This window comes from Klebsiella planticola, from assembly GCF_000783935.2.
Lineage (GTDB): Bacteria > Pseudomonadota > Gammaproteobacteria > Enterobacterales > Enterobacteriaceae > Klebsiella > Klebsiella planticola.
Genome location: NZ_CP026047.1, coordinates 1,904,258 through 1,924,385 on the forward strand (window position 1 = coordinate 1,904,258; position 20,128 = coordinate 1,924,385).

Below are 20,128 nucleotides of genomic sequence, written 5' to 3' on the forward strand. Positions count from 1 at the left end.
CCACCCGGCTTTTTATTTGCGGTACAGGACTTTGATGATGTGGTAGCCGAACTGAGTGTGCAGCGGACCGGTCGGCTCCAGCTCAGGGCAGGAGAAGACGACTTTATCAAATGCCGGAACCATCTGACCCTGTTTGAACTCGCCTAAATGACCGCCCTTTTTACCTGACGGACAAGTGGAGTGCTTTTTCGCCAGCTTCTCGAAATCGGCGCCGTTTTTAATCTGCTCCAGCAGGTCGAGTGCCAGTTTCTCTTCTTTCACCAGGATGTGCATTGCTGCCGCTGTTTTTGCCATGATCGTACCTTGATAATTTACGATGAATCAGACGGCAATATTAGCATGCGCTAACGGCGGTAGAGCACCTTAATGATGTGGTAGCCGAACTTCGTTTTTACCGGTCCGTAGGGTTTTAGCAGCGGGCAGGTGAAGACGGCTTTATCAAACGGCCCGACCATCGCTCCCTGCGTAAACTCACCGAGATCGCCACCGTTGCGCCCGGAGGGGCATTTCGAATAGCGCTTTGCCAGGTGATCGAAGCTGACGCCTCGCTCCAGTTTAGCGAGGATCTCCTGCGCCAGTTTCTCTTCTTTTACCAGGATATGCAGGGCTGCTGCTGACTTTGCCATTGTTTTGTTCTCTGGATTATCGGTGTTGCCAACACTTTACCATTAGCCGGTAAATCTCCACCCGGCTTTCTGCTACAATCCCCACCCCGTTCGAAGATTGAGCAAGACTCCCATGCGTTTAAACCCTGGCCAACAACAAGCCGTCGAATTTGTTACCGGACCGTGCCTGGTGCTGGCGGGCGCCGGTTCCGGTAAGACCCGCGTTATCACCAATAAAATCGCTCACCTGATCCGCGGGTGCGGCTATCAGGCGCGCCATATTGCGGCGGTAACCTTTACCAACAAAGCGGCACGTGAAATGAAAGAACGTGTCGGGCAAACGCTGGGGCGCAAAGAGGCGCGGGGCCTGATGATTTCCACCTTCCATACCCTGGGGCTGGATATTATTAAGCGTGAGTATGCTGCGCTAGGGATGAAATCTAACTTTTCTCTGTTCGATGATACCGACCAGGTTGCACTGCTTAAAGAGCTGACCGAAGGGCTGATCGACGACGATAAAGTCGTGTTGCAGCAGCTGATCTCGACGATCTCCAACTGGAAAAACGATCTGCAAACCCCGGCGCAGGCCGCGGCAGGCGCAAAGGGTGAACGGGAGCGGATCTTTGCCCACTGCTACGGGCTCTATGATGGCCATATGAAGGCCTGCAACGTGCTGGATTTTGACGATCTGATCCTGTTGCCGACCCTGCTGTTACAGCGCAATGAAGAGGTGCGCGAACGCTGGCAGAACAAGATTCGCTATCTGCTGGTGGATGAATATCAGGATACCAACACCAGTCAGTATGAGATGGTGAAGCTGCTGGTGGGGCAGCGTGCGCGCTTTACCGTCGTCGGCGATGATGACCAGTCGATCTACTCCTGGCGCGGGGCCCGGCCGCAGAACCTGGTCCTGCTGAGCCAGGATTTCCCGGCGCTGCAGGTGATCAAGCTGGAACAGAACTACCGTTCTTCCGGGCGCATACTAAAAGCCGCTAACATCCTGATTGCCAACAACCCGCACGTCTTCGAAAAACGCCTGTTTTCCGAGTTGGGATATGGCGTAGAGCTTAAAGTGCTTTCAGCAAACCACGAAGAGCATGAAGCGGAACGGGTGACCGGGGAACTGATCGCCCATCACTTTATCAATAAGACGCAATATAAAGATTACGCCATTCTCTACCGCGGCAACCATCAGTCGCGGGTCTTTGAAAAGATGCTGATGCAAAACCGCATCCCGTACAAAATTTCGGGCGGTACGTCGTTCTTTTCACGGCCCGAGATTAAAGACCTGTTGGCCTATCTGCGCGTGCTGACTAACCCGGATGATGACAGCGCCTTCCTGCGTATCGTCAATACGCCAAAACGCGAAATCGGCCCGGCCACCTTGCAAAAGCTGGGCGAGTGGGCGATGACCCGTAACAAGAGCTTGTTTACCGCCAGTTTTGATATGGGTCTCAACCAGACGTTAACCGGCCGCGGCTATGATGCGCTCACCGGGTTTACCCAGTGGCTGGCTGACATCCAGCGCCTGGCGGAGCGCGAACCGGTCGCCGCGGTGCGCGATCTGATTCGCGGAGTGGATTATGAATCCTGGCTGTATGAGACCTCCCCAAGCCCGAAGGCCGCAGAAATGCGGATGAAAAACGTCAATCAGCTGTTCAGCTGGATGACGGAGATGCTTGAAGGCAGCGACATAGACGAGCCGATGACCCTGACCCAGGTGGTCACTCGTTTTACCCTGCGCGATATGATGGAGCGCGGCGAGTCTGATGAAGAGTCGGATCAGGTGCAGTTGATGACCCTGCACGCCTCGAAGGGGCTGGAGTTTCCCTACGTCTATCTGGTGGGTATGGAAGAGGGGCTGCTGCCGCATCAGAGTAGCATCGATGAAGACAACGTCGATGAAGAGCGCCGCCTGGCGTATGTCGGGATTACCCGCGCGCAAAAAGAGCTGACCTTCACGCTGTGTAAAGAGCGCCGTCAGTACGGAGAACTGGTGCGCCCTGAGCCCAGCCGTTTTCTGCTGGAGCTGCCGCAGGATGACCTGATCTGGGAGCAGGAGCGCAAGGTTATCTCGCCGGAGGAGCGGATGCATAAAGGGCAGGCCAACGTCGCCAATATTCGTGCGATGCTGGCAAAAGCGAAAGGGAAGTAGGACGACCGCATATCTCCCGGTGGTACACACCGGGGGAGATGTTACTGAACCCGCTGCTTATCAGGCGGAATTAAGCCACTTCGAGAGCCCAGTGGACATAGCTTTGCCACTGGCACTCCTGCTCCACCATCTCCCGACCCAGCGGATGACTTTCCAGCCATCCCTCCGGCAGCGTCAGCACCAGTTTCTCGCCGTCGACGGCCAGTGAAATGGCCGGCAGCAGATCGTCGCGACGGCGGCTGGCAAACAGGATCGCCAGACGCAGCAGCCGACACAAGTGCTCTGCAACCCGTGGTTTCACCGCATTTTGTTGATGGAGCGAGGAGAGGTCGATGGTGTTGGTCTGGTTGAGCAGTAGCGTCGCGAGCAGTTTTTTCTGCGCCGGCGTGAAGCCGGGGAGATCGAGGTTGCTCACCAGATAGGCGGCGTGCTGCGGGGCGCGTTTAAAATCGACGCTCAGGCCAATTTCGTGCAGCTCGCAGGCGCTGGCGAGCAGCTCGCGGCTGAGCGATTCCAGCTCCCAGGCATCGTCCAGCTGATTCACCAGATGTGCTGCGAGTTGGGTGACGCGCTGGGCCTGCTCGGTGTCGATCATAAAGCGGCGTTGAATATTGCGCAGCGTACGGCTACGGATATCCTGATCGACGGACAGATGCAGCATGCCGTAAACCAGGCCTTCACGGAGCGCACCGCCCGCGAGGGTCATACACTGAATATTCAGTTCGCTGAAAATGGCGATAAGTATGGCCAGCCCGCTGGGGAAAACCAGCGCTCGTTCTAAGGTTAAACCTTCGATTTCCAGCTCTTCCAGGCGCCCGCACTGAATCGCGCGCTGCTTGAGCTGCTGCAATTTAGCCAGGGTGATACGCTCGTCCATTCCCTGCGCCATCATGATTTCCTGCAGAGCCTGAACGGTACCGGATGCGCCGACGCAAACTTTCCAGCCGTGGTAATTCAGGATGTCAGTAATCGGACGCAGAACTTCCCGAGCCGCATTCTCGGCGAGATCGAAGTTTTCTTTCGTCAGGTTACGATCGGCGAAGTAGCGTTCCAGCCAGGTGACGCATCCCATCGACAGGCTAAACAGAGAGGTAGTCTGTGCCCCCGTGCCGGTTACCAGTTCGGTACTGGCGCCGCCAATATCGACCACCAGGCGCCGGTCTTCGCCGCCGGTCGTATGTGCAACGCCTTGATAAATCAGCCGGGCTTCTTCTTCACCGCTGATGACCTGCACCGGACAGCCGAGGATTTCCCGGGCCTTCGCTAAAAACTCGTCGGCATTGACGGCCAGGCGCAGCGTGGCGGTCGCCACAACGCGAATTTGAATGGGGGGGATATCCTGCAGGCGTTCGGCAAACAGACGCAAACACTGCCATCCACGCTCCATCGCTTCCGCGGAGAGCGTGTTATCGCTGTTCAGACCAGCGGCCAGACGCACTTTGCGTTTGATGCGGCTGAGCGTCTGGATGCTCCCGGCCACCTCGCGTACAACCAACATATGAAAGCTATTAGAACCAAGATCGATAGCTGCATAAAGCGAGGTGGAACTGAGCATAGATTTATTTAACCTGAACGACGACGGTTACGAGGCGGACCGCTGCGACGCGGGCCATTGCCAGTGCGTGGGCGCGTCAGGCGCAGCGGCTTAGGCAAATCTGTCATAAGTGCATCTGGGTTGTACTTGCTGACCGGAATAGAGTGACCGGTGTAGGTCTCAATCGCCGGAAGATTCAGCGCGTACTCTTCGCAGGCCAGGCTGATTGAGTGACCGCTGGCGCCCGCGCGACCGGTACGGCCGATACGGTGGACATAATCTTCACAGTCGTCCGGCAGGTCATAGTTAAAGACGTGCGTGACGGCCGGGATATGCAGACCACGTGCAGCAACGTCAGTCGCCACCAGAATGTCGATATCGCCACGGGTGAACTCTTCAAGAATCCGCAGACGCTTTTTCTGTGCGACGTCGCCGGTTAACAAGCCGACGCGATGACCGTCTGCTGCCAGGTGGCCCCAGATATCTTCGCAACGATGTTTAGTGTTTGCGAAAATAATGGCGCGATCCGGCCACTCTTCTTCCAGCAGCGTCTGCAACAGGCGCATTTTTTCTTCGTTGGAAGGATAGAACAGCTCTTCTTTAATCCGGTGACCCGTTTTCTGTTCCGGCTCGACTTCAACATATTCGGCGTTGTTCATTTGTTCAAACGCCAGTTCGCGGACACGGTAAGAAAGCGTTGCGGAGAACAGCATGTTCAGACGCTGATTGGTCGGCGGCATACGACGGAACAGCCAGCGGATATCTTTAATAAAGCCGAGATCGTACATGCGATCGGCTTCATCCAGCACGACGACCTGAATCGCACCAAGGTTAATATGATTTTGTTTGGCGTAATCAATAAGACGACCGGTGGTACCGATCAGAATATCGACGCCGCTTTCCAGCACTTTCAGCTGCTTATCGTAGCCATCGCCGCCGTACGCAAGACCCAGCTTCAGGCCAGTGGCTGCAGCCAGCGGTTCTGCGTCAGCGTGAATTTGTACCGCCAGCTCACGCGTAGGAGCCATGATCAGCGCACGCGGTTGGTTTACCTGGCGGTCAGCGCTGGCCGGGTGAGAGAGAAGGTAATGAAACGTTGACGTCAGGAACGCCATCGTTTTTCCGGTACCGGTTTGCGCCTGCCCGGCGACATCACGACCTTCCAGCGTTAGCGGAAGAGCGAGTGCCTGAATGGGCGTACAATTATGAAACCCTTTCTTTTCAAGGGCTTCAATCACTGCCGGGTGCAGGGCGAAGTCGGAAAACTTCTGTTCTGTTAAATGTGTTTTGCTCATAGTGTGGTAGAATATCAGCTAACTATTGCATTAAGAAAGCGTATCCGTTGAAATAACGTCAACCTTTCGTTGGCTATACGCGAAATGACTTAAGGTGCATCTACGGCAACCTGATGAATCCTCGAAAGCTTAGACTACTCAGCGAGTCGAGGAGAATTAATCTACCGGGAACGGTTTGAAGGCGGTTTGCTTTGGCTCCTGCAAGACGACGTCCATGAGGGATCGGATCGCGCAGTTGCCAGTAATAGAAGCATCCTGAACAATAACGTGTATAACGTAGCATCGGCACGTCGTTGATGTCTGCGACACCAACACACCAGGCTTATTCCTGTGGAGTTAAATATGAGCGATAAAATTATTCACCTGACTGACGACAGTTTTGACACGGACGTACTCAAGGCAGACGGGCTAACCCTCGTCGATTTCTGGGCAGAGTGGTGCGGTCCGTGCAAAATGATCGCCCCGATTCTGGATGAGATCGCTGAAGAGTATCAGGGCAAACTGACCGTAGCTAAACTGAACATCGATCAGAACCCGGGTACTGCGCCGAAATACGGCATTCGCGGCATCCCGACTCTGCTGTTGTTTAAGAACGGCGAAGTGGCGGCAACGAAGGTTGGCGCCCTGTCTAAAGGCCAACTGAAAGATTTCCTCGACGCCAACCTGGCGTAAGCGGTTTGCCATTCCGGCGTCCGGGTTCCTATTTTTAGCGGAACTCTGGACGCCCGGCTAGAGTCGTGCTAAGTTAACTTCAGACTTCGTTTTAAACATACCTTATTGTTTGAATCTTGTTTTACCCGAAGCGTCCCGCAGAAAATGCGCGAGAGGCTACAAATTCCGGGCTTTTCACTCATTCCGTTTTGTCGTTCCAGCTCTGCGTTCTTTCCTGTGACCAGGCAACGTACAGGCACGAGATGAAGGCCGTTAACAGGCATGGATGTTCCTGCCATACCATTCACAACATTAAGTTCGAGTTCTACCCCGAGTTTAAGAACCCACACCATTATGAATCTTACCGAATTAAAGAATACGCCGGTTTCTGAGCTGATTACTCTCGGCGAAAATATGGGGCTGGAAAACCTGGCCCGTATGCGTAAGCAGGATATTATTTTTGCCATCCTCAAGCAGCATTCGAAGAGTGGCGAAGATATCTTTGGCGATGGCGTACTGGAGATACTGCAGGATGGATTTGGTTTCCTCCGCTCCGCAGACAGCTCCTACCTCGCCGGTCCCGATGACATCTACGTATCCCCAAGCCAAATCCGCCGTTTCAACCTCCGCACTGGTGACACCATTTCCGGTAAGATTCGTCCTCCTAAAGAGGGTGAGCGTTACTTTGCGCTGTTGAAAGTTAACGAAGTTAACTACGACAAGCCGGAAAACGCGCGTAATAAGATCCTGTTCGAGAACTTGACGCCGCTGCATGCGAACTCACGTCTGCGTATGGAACGTGGTAACGGTTCAACCGAAGACTTAACCGCACGTGTGCTGGATCTGGCTTCGCCAATTGGTCGCGGTCAGCGTGGTCTGATTGTGGCGCCGCCGAAAGCGGGTAAAACCATGCTGCTGCAGAATATCGCGCAGAGCATCGCCTACAACCATCCTGACTGCGTGCTGATGGTGCTGCTGATCGACGAACGTCCGGAAGAAGTGACCGAGATGCAGCGTCTGGTTAAAGGTGAAGTGGTTGCTTCCACCTTTGACGAACCGGCTTCTCGCCACGTTCAGGTTGCCGAGATGGTTATCGAGAAGGCGAAACGCCTGGTTGAGCACAAGAAAGACGTTATCATTCTGCTCGACTCCATTACTCGTCTGGCGCGTGCCTACAACACCGTTGTTCCGGCTTCCGGTAAAGTGTTGACCGGTGGTGTGGATGCCAACGCCCTGCATCGTCCGAAGCGTTTCTTCGGTGCAGCACGTAACGTGGAAGAGGGCGGTAGCCTGACTATCATCGCCACCGCGCTGATTGATACTGGCTCCAAAATGGATGAGGTTATCTACGAAGAGTTTAAAGGCACCGGTAACATGGAGCTGCATCTCTCGCGTAAGATCGCTGAAAAACGCGTCTTCCCGGCTATCGACTACAACCGTTCCGGTACCCGTAAAGAAGAGCTGCTTACCACCCAGGAAGAGCTGCAGAAGATGTGGATCCTGCGTAAAATCATCCATCCGATGGGTGAGATTGACGCGATGGAGTTCCTCATCAACAAACTGGCAATGACCAAAACGAACGATGACTTCTTCGATATGATGAAGCGCTCGTAAGTTAAAAAAAGCCCAAAAACGCCACGCAATCGCGTGGCGTTTTGTTTTTTGGGTTTGTATGATCCAGGAAGGGAAAAGGAAGCAGGGATTATCGTATGATTAGCGCGCCACTCCAGGCAGAGATGATTTTAACAGACTAAAATCTATACAATAAATTTGTAATGTTCTGCTTTACCCCTTCAGGAGTTGAGACATCGTCGTTATACTTCCCGGATTAACCATGCTGAGAGCACATGTGTTGTGAATTTACTCACTGCTATTACTGAATTAATCAGTATTTTCTTATTCACTACCCTTTTTATATTTGTTGCCCGAAAAGCAGCAAAAAAAGTCGGGTTAGTGGATAAACCTAACTATCGAAAACGGCACCAGGGTTTGGTTCCGTTAGTGGGTGGCATCTCAGTTTATGCTGGCATTTGTTTTACTTTTGCCATCGCTGATTATTACATTCCCCATTCATCCTTATATCTGGCCTGCGCCGGCATCCTTGTGCTGGTCGGTGCGCTGGATGATCGGTTTGATATCAGTGTAAAAATTCGCGCGGTGATTCAGGCCGCCATTGCCGTTGTCATGATGACGGCAGGAAATCTGCACCTGAGTAGTCTGGGCTATATTTTTGGTTCGTGGGAGCTGGTCCTCGGCCCGTTTGGCTTCTTCCTCACCCTTTTCGCCGTCTGGGCCGCGATTAACGCCTTTAATATGGTGGATGGTATCGACGGGCTGCTCGGCGGTCTGTCATCGGTCTCCTTTGCGGCAACCGGTATTATTCTGTGGTTTGACGGCCAATACAGCCTGGCAATGTGGTGTTTTGCGATGATAGCCGCCATTCTGCCCTATATTTTACTTAACCTCGGCGCGCTTGGCCGTCGTTATAAAGTTTTTATGGGTGATGCCGGCAGTACCATGATTGGCTTCACCATCATCTGGATTCTGCTGGAAACGACCCAGGGCAAAACGCATCCCATTAGCCCGGTGACCGCCCTGTGGATTATTGCGATTCCGTTGATGGATATGGTGGCGATTATGTATCGTCGCCTGCGTAAAGGTATGAGTCCGTTCTCTCCGGATCGCCAGCATATTCATCATTTGATCATGCGTGCCGGGTTTACTTCCCGACAGGCGTTTGTCCTGATCACCCTGGCGGCCGCGCTACTGGCGCTGGTGGGCGTGGTGGCGGAATATACCCGTATCGTTCCTGAATGGGTGATGTTAATTCTCTTTTTGTTGGCCTTTTTCCTTTATGGCTACTGCATTAAACGCGCATGGAAAGTGGCGCGACTGGTTAAGCGCATCAGACGCAGAATACGGCGACACAGCGGCAATAATCCAAAATTAACCAAGTAGAACTGGGGACGTGATGACTCAACCATTACCGGGAGCACAAGCAGTGAACGTTGAGAATGAGCTGGATATTCGCGGGCTGTTTCGCGCCTTATGGGCAGGAAAAATCTGGATAGCCGGCATGGCCGTGCTATTTGCGCTGATCGTTCTGGTTTACGCCTTCTTTGCTCGCCAGGAGTGGAGCGCAACGGCGATAACCGATCGGCCAACCGTGAATATGCTGGGCGGTTACTATTCTCAACAGCAGTTCTTACGCAATCTGGATATTAAAGCCAATCTGGTTCCGGTCGACCAGCCGTCGGCGATGGATCAAGCCTACAAAGAGTTCATCATGCAGCAGGGGTCCTGGGATACCCGCCGCGATTTTTGGTTGCAAACTGACTATTACAAACAGCGCCAGTCGGGCAATGCCCGCGCGGACGCTGCGCTGCTGGACGATCTGATTAACAATATTCAGTTCATGCCCGGCGACCCGCTAAAAAATGTTAATGACAGCGTGAAGCTGACGGCCGAGACCGCGGCGGATGCCAATAATCTGCTGCGCCAGTACGTGGCCTTCGCCAGCCAGCGTGCGGCAGGGCACCTAAATGACGAGCTGAAAGGCGCCTGGGCGGCCCGCACCGTGCAGATGAAAGCGCAGGTGAAGCGCCAGGAAGAGGTGGCGCGCGAAATTTTCAACCGCCGTACCCACAGCGTGGAAGAGGCGTTGAAAGTGGCGCAGCAGCACAACATCTCCCGCAGTGAAACGGACATCCCGGCCGATCAGCTGCCGGATTCCGAGCTGTTCTTGCTCGGCAGGCCAATGCTGCAGGCGCGGCTGGAAAATTTGCAAGCGGTGGGGCCGGAATACGATCTCGACTATGACCAAAGCCGTGCCATGCTGAATACGCTCAACGTCGGACCGACATTAGATCCGCGTTTTCAGACTTACCGGTATTTGCGTACGCCGGAAGAACCGGTAAAACGCGATAGCCCGCGGCGCGTATTTCTGATGGTGATGTGGGGTATCGTGGGCGCGCTCATCGGCGCAGGCGTTGCATTATCGCGACGCAGAGTCCAGTGAATGCGGCCTGTGATGAAGCATTAATCAACTTCATCACCTAATCGAAGAGAATCGATGTGAAAGTACTAACGGTATTTGGCACCAGACCCGAAGCCATCAAAATGGCGCCTCTGGTTCATGCGCTGGCAAAAGATCCTCACTTTGAGGCGAAAGTGTGCGTAACCGCCCAGCATCGGGAGATGCTCGACCAGGTGTTGAAACTTTTTTCTATTGTGCCGGATTACGACCTCAATATTATGCAGCCAGGTCAGGGCCTGACGGAAATCACCTGTCGTATCCTCGAGGGGCTGAAACCGGTCCTGGAGTCATTTAAGCCGGACGTCGTGCTGGTGCATGGCGATACCACGACGACGATGGCCGCGAGCCTGGCCGCTTTCTACCAGCGAATCCCGGTGGGGCACGTTGAGGCGGGACTGCGGACCGGCGATCTGAGCTCGCCGTGGCCGGAAGAAGGGAACCGTACGCTGACCGGGCATCTGGCAACGTACCACTTTGCCCCGACAGAGACCTCGCGGCAAAATCTGCTGCGCGAAAATATCACCGATGACCATATCACGGTCACCGGCAACACGGTCATTGATGCATTGTTCTGGGTTCGCGATCGGGTGCTGGGCGATGAGGCTCTGCGTAGCGCACTGATGCAGCGCTATCCTTTCCTGGCGAACGGCAAGAAGATGATTCTGGTCACCGGCCACCGCCGGGAAAGCTTTGGCCGCGGGTTTGAGCAAATTTGCCACGCGCTGGCAGAAATCGCTGCCAGCAATCCCGATGTCCAGATTGTGTATCCGGTGCACCTGAACCCGAACGTCAGCGAGCCGGTGAACCGTATTCTCGGTCATATCGATAACGTGATGTTAATTGAACCGCAGGATTATCTGCCGTTTGTCTGGTTGATGGATCGCGCATGGCTGATCCTCACCGACTCCGGCGGTATTCAGGAGGAGGCGCCATCGTTAGGGAAGCCGGTACTGGTGATGCGTGAAATGACGGAACGCCCGGAGGCGATTGCCGCAGGTACCGTGCGTCTGGTCGGGACCGACAGCCAGCGTATCGTCGCTGAAGTGACGCATCTGCTGCAGGATGATGCCGCGTATCAGGCAATGAGCCGGGCGCATAATCCCTACGGCGATGGTCAGGCATGTCGCCGTATTTTGTCCGCACTTAAAAATAATCAGGTAACGCTATGAGTTTTTCTACCATTTCAGTGATTGGCCTTGGATATATCGGCCTGCCAACCGCTGCCGCGTTCGCCTCCCGGCAAAAGCGGGTGGTCGGCGTTGATATCAATCAACATGCCGTGGAGACCATTAACCGTGGCGAGATTCATATCGTAGAGCCGGATCTGGCGAGCGTGGTCAAAACGGCGGTTGAGCAGGGCTATTTATGTGCGACGACCGAGCCGGTTGCGGCGGATGCGTACCTGATTGCCGTACCCACCCCGTTCAAAGATCTGCATGAACCGGATATGGTCTTCGTCGAGGCGGCGGCAAAATCCATTGCGCCAGTGCTGAAGAAGGGGGCGCTGGTGATTCTGGAGTCTACCTCTCCGGTGGGTTCGACGGAGCAAATGGCCGCCTGGCTCGCTGAAATGCGCCCGGACCTGAGCTTCCCGCAGCAGGTTGGTGAAGCGGCGGATGTCAATATTGCCTACTGCCCGGAGCGCGTGTTGCCAGGTCAGGTAATGGTAGAGCTGATTAAAAACGACCGCGTCATCGGCGGTATGTCGCCGGTTTGCTCCGCCCGCGCCAGCGAGCTGTATAAAATTTTTCTCGAAGGCGAATGCGTGGTCACCAACTCCCGCACCGCTGAGATGTGTAAGCTGACCGAAAACAGCTTCCGCGACGTTAACATTGCGTTTGCGAACGAGCTGTCGCTGATCTGCGCTGAGCAGGGCATTAACGTCTGGGAGCTGATTCGCCTGGCAAACCGTCATCCGCGCGTGAATATCCTGCAGCCGGGACCTGGGGTAGGAGGGCACTGCATCGCAGTCGACCCGTGGTTCATCGTGGCGCAAAACCCGCAACAGGCGCGGCTGATTCGCACCGCCCGTGAAGTTAACGACCATAAACCTGACTGGGTTATCGAGCAGGTCAAAGCCCGGGTCGCCGATTGTCTGGCCGCCAGTAATAAACGCGCCAGTGAGTTGAAGGTCGCCTGTTTTGGCCTGGCTTTTAAGCCGAATATCGACGATCTGCGCGAAAGTCCGGCGATGTCTATCGCTATGCAAATCGCCCGCTGGCACAGCGGTGAAACGCTGGTTGTGGAACCCAATATTCACCAGCTACCGGCGAAACTTGACGGCCTGTGTACGCTGGCCTTGCTGGATGACGCACTGGCGAACGCCGATGTGCTGGTGATGCTGGTTGACCATCACGAGTTTAAAGCCATCAGCGGCGATAGCGTGACGCAGGATTATATTGTCGATACCAAAGGGGTGTGGCGGTGAGAACGGTTCTGGTCACCGGTGGGGCCGGGTTTATTGGCTCAGCGGTTGTTCGCGAAATCATTCGCGAAACTTCCGACACGGTTGTCGTCGTCGATAAGTTGACCTATGCCGGTAATTTACAATCACTGTCTCCTGTTGCCCGGAATGCCCGATTTGCTTTTGAACAAGTGGATATTTGTGATCGAACCGAACTCGATCGCGTTTTTTGCCACTACCAGCCTGACATCGTGATGCACCTTGCGGCTGAAAGTCATGTCGATCGTTCCATTGACGGTCCGGCGGCGTTTATTGAAACCAATATCGTCGGGACCTATACGCTGCTGGAAGCCGCACGCGCATACTGGAATGAGGCTGACGATGAGAAAAAATCGGCGTTTCGCTTCCACCATATTTCGACAGACGAGGTATACGGCGATCTCCACGATAGCGGCGCGTTTTTTACCGAAATGACGCCTTATGCGCCTAGTAGTCCTTATTCCGCTTCTAAAGCCAGCAGTGACCATCTGGTGCGCGCATGGCAACGCACCTATGGTCTGCCAGCGCTGATCACGAATTGTTCAAATAACTATGGACCGTATCATTTCCCAGAGAAGCTGATTCCGCTTACCATCCTCAATGCGCTGGCAGGCAAGCCGCTATCGGTTTATGGCAATGGCCAGCAAATTCGCGACTGGTTGTACGTTGAAGATCACGCCAGAGCACTGTACCTGGTGGCGACACGCGGTAAGTCTGGCGAAACTTACAATATCGGCGGGCACAACGAGCGTAAGAATATTGAGGTGGTGGAAACCATTTGCGATCTGCTGGAAGAGCTGGCACCGCACAAGCCGAATGGCGTGGCGCACTATCGCGATCTCATCACCTTTGTCACCGATCGACCTGGCCACGATCTTCGCTATGCCATCGATGCGTCGAAAATTGAAACTGAACTAGGCTGGACTCCGGATGAGACTTTTACCAGCGGTATGCGCAAAACGGTTCAGTGGTACCTGGCAAATGAAACCTGGTGGCAGCAGGTTCTGGACGGTAGCTATCAGGGTGAGCGTCTGGGACTGCAGGCCTGAACGCCTGGGAGAGAACAATGAAAGGTATTATTCTGGCAGGTGGTTCGGGCACCCGTTTGCATCCAATTACCCGCGGAGTGTCAAAGCAGCTGTTGCCTATCTACGATAAGCCGATGATTTACTATCCGCTTTCGGTGCTGATGTTGGCCGGTATCCGCGAGATTCTGGTGATCACCACGCCTGAGGATCAACGTGATTTTCAGCGCCTGCTCGGCGATGGGGAAGAATTCGGTATTCAGCTGCATTATGCTGTGCAACCAAGCCCGGATGGCCTGGCACAGGCCTTTATCCTCGGAGAGGAGTTCCTTAATGGTGAACCCTCTTGTCTGGTGCTGGGTGATAATATCTTCTTTGGTCAAAGTTTCAGTCCTAAGCTACGCAGCGTCGCGTCGCGTACTCAAGGTGCGACGGTATTTGGGTATCAGGTCATGGATCCAGAACGTTTTGGCGTAGTGGAGTTCGATGATAATTTTCGCGCTCTTTCTCTGGAAGAAAAACCGCAAAATCCCAAATCTAACTGGGCGGTAACGGGCCTCTACTTCTATGATGGCAAAGTTGCTGAATATGCGAAACAGGTTAAACCGTCATCACGTGGCGAGCTGGAAATTACCAGTATCAACCAGATGTATCTGGAGGACGGTGCGCTGACCGTTGAGCTTCTTGGGCGTGGTTTTGCATGGCTGGACACCGGTACGCACGATAGCTTGATCGAGGCCAGCATGTTCGTACAAACGGTGGAAAAGCGTCAGGGCTTCAAAATTGCCTGTCTTGAAGAAATTAGCTGGCGCAACGGTTGGCTGGATGATGACGGCGTAAAGCTGGCAGCCAAACGTCTGGAAAAAACCGGCTATGGCCAATACTTACTGGATCTTGTCCGTGTTCGTCCACGCCAGTATTGAATCCCTGGAGTGGGAAAATCGCTTCTTCGGCATCCAGAGCGCGATTGTGCGCTTTCGCGATGACGCCCCGCAGCTGACCGCTCAGGCGCTGGCCGGCTGGACGCGTTTGCAGGCGAAGATTGCGGCGGATGATGGCGTGCGGCTGGATGCGCTACAGCAGCTGGGTTTCCAGCTGGTGGAAGGCGAAGTCGATCTGGCACTGCCGGTCGGTCGGTCTGCCGACTCGGGCTGTGAAGTGGCTACGCCGGCAGAGATTCCACGACTGCGCGAGCTGGCGGCACAGGCCTTTGCGCAAAGTCGCTTCCGCGCTCCCTGGTATGCCGCAGATGCCAGCGGCCGTTTCTACGCCCAGTGGATTGAAAACGCGGTGCGGGGGACGTTCGATAACCAGTGTCTGATTTTTCGCGCTGCCGATGGCGACATTCGCGCTTTTGTTTCACTGCGTCAGCTCAATGAGACGGATGCCCGCATCGGCCTGCTAGCCGGTCGCGGCGCGGGTGCTGAACTGATGCAGGCCGCACGGCATTGGGCCGAACTCCGCGGGCTGTCTACACTGCGGGTGGCAACCCAGATGGGGAACACCGCCGCGCTTAAACGTTATATTCTCAGCGGTGCGAATGTTGAAAACACCGCGTACTGGTTATACAGGTGACATGATGATTCCATTTAACGCACCGCCGGTGGTGGGAACCGAGCTTGATTATATGCAATCCGCGATGGACAGCGGAAAACTGTGCGGCGACGGCGGATTTACCCGCCGCTGCCAGCAGTGGATGGAGCAGCGGTTTGGGACTGCGAAAGCACTGTTGACGCCTTCCTGCACCGCTTCGCTGGAAATGGCGGCGCTGCTGCTGGATATCCAGCCGGGCGATGAAGTGATTATGCCGAGCTATACCTTCGTCTCAACCGCCAACGCCTTTGTGTTGCGCGGGGCAAAAATCGTCTTTGTCGATATTCGTCGCGATACGATGAATATCGATGAAACCAAAATTGAAGCGGCGATCGGTGAGAAAACCCGCGCCATTGTACCGGTACACTATGCCGGCGTGGCCTGCGAGATGGACACCATCATGGCCCTTGCCAGCAAGTACAATCTGTTCGTGGTGGAAGATGCCGCGCAGGGTGTCATGTCGACTTACAAAGGGCGAGCGCTGGGCACAATCGGGCATATAGGCTGTTTCAGTTTCCATGAAACCAAAAACTATACCGCCGGCGGTGAAGGTGGCGCGACGCTGATTAACGATCGTAAGTTGATCGAACGTGCGGAAATTATCCGCGAAAAAGGGACCAACCGTAGCCAGTTCTTCCGCGGGCTGGTGGATAAATACACCTGGCGCGATATCGGCTCCAGCTATCTGATGTCTGACCTGCAGGCGGCATACCTGTGGGCGCAGCTGGAAGCGGCGGAACAGATTAACCAGCAACGTTTAACGCTCTGGCAGCGCTATTACGATGCGTTGCTGCCACTGGCACGGGCTGGTCGCATCGATCTGCCGGTGATTCCGGCCGACTGCGGACACAACGCGCACATGTTTTATATTAAGCTGCGCGATATTGACGATCGCAGTAACCTGATCGCCTGGCTAAAAGAGGCGGAAATTCTGGCGGTGTTCCACTACATCCCGCTGCATAGCTGCCCGGCGGGAGAGCACTTTGGCGAGTTCCGCGGTGACGATCGTCATACCACCCAGGAGAGCGAGCGCCTGCTGCGCCTGCCGCTGTTCTATAACCTGTCGTCAGCCAATCAGCGTACGGTGATTAATTCGCTGCTGAGTTATTTCTCCTGATATGTCGCTGGCTAAAGCTTCACTGTGGACCGCCGCGTCCACGCTGGTCAAAATTGGGGCCGGACTGCTGGTGGTTAAACTACTGGCTGTCTCCTTTGGCCCGGCAGGGGTTGGTCAGGCCGGTAACTTTCGCCAGCTGGTGACCGTGCTTGGCGTACTGGCGGGCGCCGGTATTTTCAACGGTGTCACCAAACTGGTCGCACAGCATCATGACGATCGCCAGCAGCTGAATAAGGTCGTCGGCACCTCCTCAGCAATGGTGCTTGGCTTCTCAACGCTGCTGGCGCTGGTCTTTCTGCTGGCGGCCGCGCCGGTCAGCCAGGGGCTGTTCGGCCATACGCACTATCAGGGGCTGGTGCAACTGGTGGCGCTGGTACAGATGGGCATTGCCTGGGCAAACCTGCTGCTGGCCTTGATGAAAGGTTTTCGCGATGCGGCGGGCAATGCCCTGTCGCTGATCGCCGGTAGCCTGATTGGCGTCGTGGCCTATTACGCCTGCTATCGCTTCGCGGGCTACCAGGGGGCGCTGCTCGGGCTGGCGCTGGTGCCGGCGCTGGTGGTGATCCCGGCGGCAATCGTGCTATGGCGGCGCGGGACAATCCCGCTCAGCGCGCTGCGTCCGCGCTGGGATAACGGCCTCGCGGGGCAGCTTTCCAAATTTACCCTGATGGCGCTGATTACCTCGGTGACGCTGCCGGTGGCTTACGTGATGATGCGTAACCTGCTGGCGGAGCATTATGGCTGGGAGGCGGTAGGGATCTGGCAAGGGGTCAGCAGCATTTCCGATGCCTACCTGCAGTTTATCACCGCATCGTTTAGCGTCTATCTGCTGCCTACGCTCTCCCGATTGACGGCCAAATCAGAGATTACCCGTGAGATCGGCAAATCATTAAAATTTGTCCTTCCGGCGGTGGCGGTGGCGAGCTTAACCGTCTGGCTACTGCGCGACTTTGCCATCTGGCTGCTGTTTTCCGACCGCTTTACGGCGATGCGCGACCTGTTTGCCTGGCAACTGGTCGGCGATGTGCTGAAGGTCGGCGCCTATGTTTATGGCTATCTGGTGATTGCGAAAGCGTCGCTGCGTTTTTATATACTAACGGAAATCAGCCAGTTCACGCTGTTGACCGCATTCTCGCACTGGCTGATCCCGGCGCATGGCGCGATTGGCGCAGCGCAGGCGTATATGGCTACGTATATTGTTTATTTCGCCCTTTGTAGTGGCGTGTTTTTACTCTGGCGTAAACGGGCATGACAGCACTGATACATGTACTGGGATCGGATATCCCGCACCACAACCAGACCGTTTTACGGTTCTTTAATGACGAGCTGGCCGCCCATGACGAGCAGGCGCGTAGGTTTATGGTCGTCGGTGATGCAACAGGAGTGCGCGAGGCCTACCCGGCATTATCTGTCACCTGTTATCCCGGAAAAAAATCCCTGGCGCAGGCGGTGATAACTCTGGCAAAAGCCGATCGCCGACAGCGCTTTTTCTTCCACGGCCAGTTTAATACCGGGCTGTGGCTGGCGCTGCTAAGCGGGGGGATTCGTCCTGCCCAGTTTAACTGGCATATCTGGGGGGCCGACCTGTATGAAAATTCGTCCAGCCTGAAGTTTCGCCTGTTCTATCCGCTGCGGCGCCTTGCCCAGAGTCGGGTCGGGCGCGTTTTTGCCACCCGGGGCGATCTCAGCTGGTTCGCTCGCCGTCATCCGGGCGTGCCCGGCGAACTGCTCTATTTTCCGACGCGCATGGATCCGGCGCTTAATTCGCTGGCCGAGAGCGCACCGCGTGCCGAGACGCTGACGATTCTGGTCGGGAACTCGGGTGACCGCAGTAATGAGCATATTGCGGCGCTGCGTGCTATCCATCAGCAATTTGGCGATACGGTAAACGTGATCGTGCCGATGGGGTATCCGGAAAATAATACGGACTATATTAACGAGGTCCGTGAAGCGGGCGCTGCGCTGTTTAGCGCCACCCACCTGCAGATTCTCAGTGAGAAGCTGGCGTTTCCTGATTATCTGAATCTGCTGCGCCGCTGCGATCTGGGCTATTTCCTGTTTGCTCGCCAGCAGGGCATCGGGACACTATGTTTATTAATTCAGGCAGGGATACCCTGTGTGCTGAACCGGGAAAACCCGTTCTGGCAGGATATGACGGAGCAGAATATTCCGGTGCTGTTTACCGGCGATGCGCTGGATGTTGACGTAGTGCGTGAAGCCCAGCGTCAGCTGGCGAGCGTTGATAAGAACCAGATTGCTTTCTTCCGGCCGAACTACCTGGCGGGCTGGCAGCAGGCATTGCAGATTGCCGCGGGGGTCAACGCATGACATTAATGCAATTTTGCGGGCTGCTGGTGGTCTGGCTGCTGTCAACGCTGTTTATCGCCACCGCGACGTATTTTGAGTTTCGCCGCGTGCGCTTTAACTTCAATGTGTTCTTCTCGTTGTTGTTTCTGCTGACCTTCTTCTTTGGTTTCCCGCTGACCAGTATCCTGGTGTTCCGCTTTGATGTCAGCGTTGCTCCGCCGGACGTGTTGCTGCAAACCTTGCTGGTGTCGGTCTGTTTCTATGCGGTCTATTACGTGACCTATAAAACGCGTCTGCGTTCGGCCACGCACGACAGCCAGCGACGGCCGCTATTTACGATGAACCGCGTGGAAACGCATCTGGCATGGATCATTCTGCTGGGCGTAGCGCTGCTGTGCGTCGGGATTTTCTTTGCCCACAATGGCTTCCTGCTGTTTAAGCTCAACTCTTACAGTCAGATCTTCTCTGCCGAAGTCTCCGGCGTGGCGCTGAAGCGCTTTTTCTATTTCTTTATCCCGGCGATGCTGGTGGTCTATTTCCTGCGCCAGGATTATAAGGCGTGGATATTCTTCCTGCTCAGCACCGTGGCGTTTGGGCTGTTGACCTATGCCATTGTCGGCGGTACCCGCGCGAATATCATTATCGCTTTCGCCATTTTCCTGTTTATCGGCATTATTCGCGGCTGGATCAGCCTGTGGATGCTGGCGGCGGCTGGCGTCCTGGGTATTGTGGGAATGTTCTGGCTGGCGCTTAAGCGCTATGGCATGAACGTCAGCGGCGATGAAGCGTTTTATACCTTCCTCTATCTGACCCGCGATACGTTTTCGCCGTGGGAGAATCTGGCGCTGCTGCTGCAAAACTACGACAAGATCGCCTTCCAGGGGCTGGCGCCGATGATCAGGGATTTCTACGTCTTTATCCCCAGCTGGATGTGGCATAGCCGACCGTCGATGGTGCTCAATACCGCTAACTACTTTACCTGGGAAGTGCTGAATAACCACTCCGGCCTGGCTATCTCGCCGACGCTGATCGGCTCGCTGGTGGTGATGGGGGGGATCTGGTTTGTTCCGCTGGGCGCGGTGGCGGTCGGACTGATTATCAAATGGTTCGACTGGCTGTATGAGCTGGGTAACCGCGAGAGTAACCGTTATAAAGCGGCTATCCTGCACAGTTTCTGTTTTGGCGCTATCTTCAACATGATAGTGCTGGCGCGCGAAGGGCTGGACTCATTTGGCTCCCGCGTGGTGTTTTTCCTCGTGATCTTTGGTATCTGCTTACTGGCGGCGAAATTGCTGTACTGGTTCCTGGATAGCGCGGGACTGATTCACCGGCGGGTTAAACCGCTTTCGCAACCTCAGGTCAGATAA

General features: G+C 55.0%; 18 protein-coding genes. 14 read left to right on the plus strand and 4 right to left on the minus strand.

Features of this window, described 5'->3' with window-relative positions; translation table 11 throughout:
* Positions 1-12 precede the first annotated feature (12 nt).
* On the minus strand, positions 13-294 hold the full coding sequence (ppiC, locus tag MC50_RS09210; RefSeq protein ID WP_004869510.1) for a peptidylprolyl isomerase PpiC: 282 nt from the start codon (positions 292-294) through the stop codon (positions 13-15).
* Positions 295-344: 50 nt separating this feature from the next.
* Positions 345-626, minus strand: a complete 282-nt coding sequence (gene ppiC, locus MC50_RS09215) for a peptidylprolyl isomerase PpiC (protein WP_032690055.1) — start codon at positions 624-626, stop codon at positions 345-347.
* A 112-nt stretch (positions 627-738) separates the two neighbouring features.
* Between ppiC (MC50_RS09215) and rep the strand changes: the two genes are divergently transcribed.
* Positions 739-2,760, plus strand: a complete 2,022-nt coding sequence (gene rep / locus MC50_RS09220; protein WP_032690054.1) for a DNA helicase Rep — start codon at positions 739-741, stop codon at positions 2,758-2,760.
* A gap of 70 nt (positions 2,761-2,830) precedes the next feature.
* On the opposite strand, the gene gppA is transcribed toward rep, so the two are convergent.
* Together gppA and rhlB are read right to left on the minus strand one after the other, a co-directional pair.
* Positions 2,831-4,315 (minus strand): guanosine-5'-triphosphate,3'-diphosphate diphosphatase, encoded by a 1,485-nt coding sequence (gene gppA, locus MC50_RS09225; protein ID WP_015585415.1) that lies wholly within the window; start codon positions 4,313-4,315, stop codon positions 2,831-2,833.
* A gap of 8 nt (positions 4,316-4,323) precedes the next feature.
* Positions 4,324-5,589 (minus strand): ATP-dependent RNA helicase RhlB, encoded by a 1,266-nt coding sequence (gene rhlB, locus MC50_RS09230; protein WP_004869522.1) that lies wholly within the window; start codon positions 5,587-5,589, stop codon positions 4,324-4,326.
* 342 nt (positions 5,590-5,931) lie between these two features.
* Here rhlB and trxA point away from each other — a divergent pair, with 342 nt between their 5' ends.
* From trxA to wzyE, 13 genes are all read left to right on the plus strand, one after another.
* Entirely contained in the window at positions 5,932-6,261 is a 330-nt protein-coding gene (trxA, locus tag MC50_RS09235; RefSeq protein WP_004869525.1) for a thioredoxin TrxA, read from the plus strand.
* 333 nt (positions 6,262-6,594) lie between these two features.
* The gene (gene rho, locus MC50_RS09245) at positions 6,595-7,854 is read left to right on the plus strand and encodes a transcription termination factor Rho (protein ID WP_002883293.1); all 1,260 of its coding nucleotides are present in this window, start codon (positions 6,595-6,597) and stop codon (positions 7,852-7,854) included.
* A gap of 240 nt (positions 7,855-8,094) precedes the next feature.
* The gene (gene wecA / locus MC50_RS09250) at positions 8,095-9,198 is read left to right on the plus strand and encodes a UDP-N-acetylglucosamine--undecaprenyl-phosphate N-acetylglucosaminephosphotransferase (protein WP_004869531.1); all 1,104 of its coding nucleotides are present in this window, start codon (positions 8,095-8,097) and stop codon (positions 9,196-9,198) included.
* Between the two features lie 13 nt (positions 9,199-9,211).
* The gene (gene wzzE / locus MC50_RS09255) at positions 9,212-10,258 is read left to right on the plus strand and encodes an ECA polysaccharide chain length modulation protein (protein WP_015585414.1); all 1,047 of its coding nucleotides are present in this window, start codon (positions 9,212-9,214) and stop codon (positions 10,256-10,258) included.
* A 56-nt stretch (positions 10,259-10,314) separates the two neighbouring features.
* Positions 10,315-11,445 (plus strand): non-hydrolyzing UDP-N-acetylglucosamine 2-epimerase, encoded by a 1,131-nt coding sequence (gene wecB, locus MC50_RS09260; RefSeq protein WP_072000056.1) that lies wholly within the window; start codon positions 10,315-10,317, stop codon positions 11,443-11,445.
* The gene (gene wecC, locus MC50_RS09265; protein ID WP_032697959.1) at positions 11,442-12,704 is read left to right on the plus strand and encodes a UDP-N-acetyl-D-mannosamine dehydrogenase; all 1,263 of its coding nucleotides are present in this window, start codon (positions 11,442-11,444) and stop codon (positions 12,702-12,704) included. Before wecB ends, wecC begins: the two co-directional genes overlap by 4 nt.
* Entirely contained in the window at positions 12,701-13,768 is a 1,068-nt protein-coding gene (rffG, locus tag MC50_RS09270; RefSeq protein WP_032690063.1) for a dTDP-glucose 4,6-dehydratase, read from the plus strand. Before wecC ends, rffG begins: the two co-directional genes overlap by 4 nt.
* Before the next feature lie 17 nt (positions 13,769-13,785).
* The gene (gene rfbA, locus MC50_RS09275; RefSeq protein WP_047663709.1) at positions 13,786-14,667 is read left to right on the plus strand and encodes a glucose-1-phosphate thymidylyltransferase RfbA; all 882 of its coding nucleotides are present in this window, start codon (positions 13,786-13,788) and stop codon (positions 14,665-14,667) included.
* Positions 14,645-15,319 carry a dTDP-4-amino-4,6-dideoxy-D-galactose acyltransferase gene (rffC, locus tag MC50_RS09280; RefSeq protein ID WP_047663711.1) on the plus strand — a complete coding sequence of 225 codons (675 nt, stop codon included), beginning with the start codon at positions 14,645-14,647 and terminating at the stop codon, positions 15,317-15,319. Before rfbA ends, rffC begins: the two co-directional genes overlap by 23 nt.
* A gap of 4 nt (positions 15,320-15,323) precedes the next feature.
* The gene (gene rffA, locus MC50_RS09285; RefSeq protein ID WP_032690062.1) at positions 15,324-16,454 is read left to right on the plus strand and encodes a dTDP-4-amino-4,6-dideoxygalactose transaminase; all 1,131 of its coding nucleotides are present in this window, start codon (positions 15,324-15,326) and stop codon (positions 16,452-16,454) included.
* Position 16,455: 1 nt separating this feature from the next.
* Positions 16,456-17,706, plus strand: coding sequence for a lipid III flippase WzxE (wzxE, locus tag MC50_RS09290; protein WP_032690046.1), 1,251 nt, complete (start codon positions 16,456-16,458; stop codon positions 17,704-17,706).
* Complete coding sequence (locus tag MC50_RS09295) at positions 17,703-18,782, plus strand: TDP-N-acetylfucosamine:lipid II N-acetylfucosaminyltransferase (RefSeq protein ID WP_047663712.1); 1,080 nt, start codon at positions 17,703-17,705, stop codon at positions 18,780-18,782. Before wzxE ends, MC50_RS09295 begins: the two co-directional genes overlap by 4 nt.
* The gene (wzyE, locus tag MC50_RS09300) at positions 18,779-20,128 is read left to right on the plus strand and encodes an ECA oligosaccharide polymerase (RefSeq protein WP_032690044.1); all 1,350 of its coding nucleotides are present in this window, start codon (positions 18,779-18,781) and stop codon (positions 20,126-20,128) included. The genes MC50_RS09295 and wzyE overlap by 4 nt, the downstream gene beginning before the upstream one ends.

Coding starts and splice junctions, on each gene's coding strand:
- ppiC (WP_004869510.1), bottom strand. CDS start 294: ATGGCAAAAACAGCGGCAGCAATGCACATCCTGGTGAAAGAAGAGAAA.
- ppiC (WP_032690055.1), bottom strand. CDS start 626: ATGGCAAAGTCAGCAGCAGCCCTGCATATCCTGGTAAAAGAAGAGAAA.
- rep (WP_032690054.1), top strand. CDS start 739: ATGCGTTTAAACCCTGGCCAACAACAAGCCGTCGAATTTGTTACCGGA.
- gppA (WP_015585415.1), bottom strand. CDS start 4,315: ATGCTCAGTTCCACCTCGCTTTATGCAGCTATCGATCTTGGTTCTAAT.
- rhlB (WP_004869522.1), bottom strand. CDS start 5,589: ATGAGCAAAACACATTTAACAGAACAGAAGTTTTCCGACTTCGCCCTG.
- trxA (WP_004869525.1), top strand. CDS start 5,932: ATGAGCGATAAAATTATTCACCTGACTGACGACAGTTTTGACACGGAC.
- rho (WP_002883293.1), top strand. CDS start 6,595: ATGAATCTTACCGAATTAAAGAATACGCCGGTTTCTGAGCTGATTACT.
- wzzE (WP_015585414.1), top strand. CDS start 9,212: ATGACTCAACCATTACCGGGAGCACAAGCAGTGAACGTTGAGAATGAG.
- wecC (WP_032697959.1), top strand. CDS start 11,442: ATGAGTTTTTCTACCATTTCAGTGATTGGCCTTGGATATATCGGCCTG.
- rfbA (WP_047663709.1), top strand. CDS start 13,786: ATGAAAGGTATTATTCTGGCAGGTGGTTCGGGCACCCGTTTGCATCCA.
- rffA (WP_032690062.1), top strand. CDS start 15,324: ATGATTCCATTTAACGCACCGCCGGTGGTGGGAACCGAGCTTGATTAT.
- wzxE (WP_032690046.1), top strand. CDS start 16,456: ATGTCGCTGGCTAAAGCTTCACTGTGGACCGCCGCGTCCACGCTGGTC.
- MC50_RS09295 (WP_047663712.1), top strand. CDS start 17,703: ATGACAGCACTGATACATGTACTGGGATCGGATATCCCGCACCACAAC.
- wzyE (WP_032690044.1), top strand. CDS start 18,779: ATGACATTAATGCAATTTTGCGGGCTGCTGGTGGTCTGGCTGCTGTCA.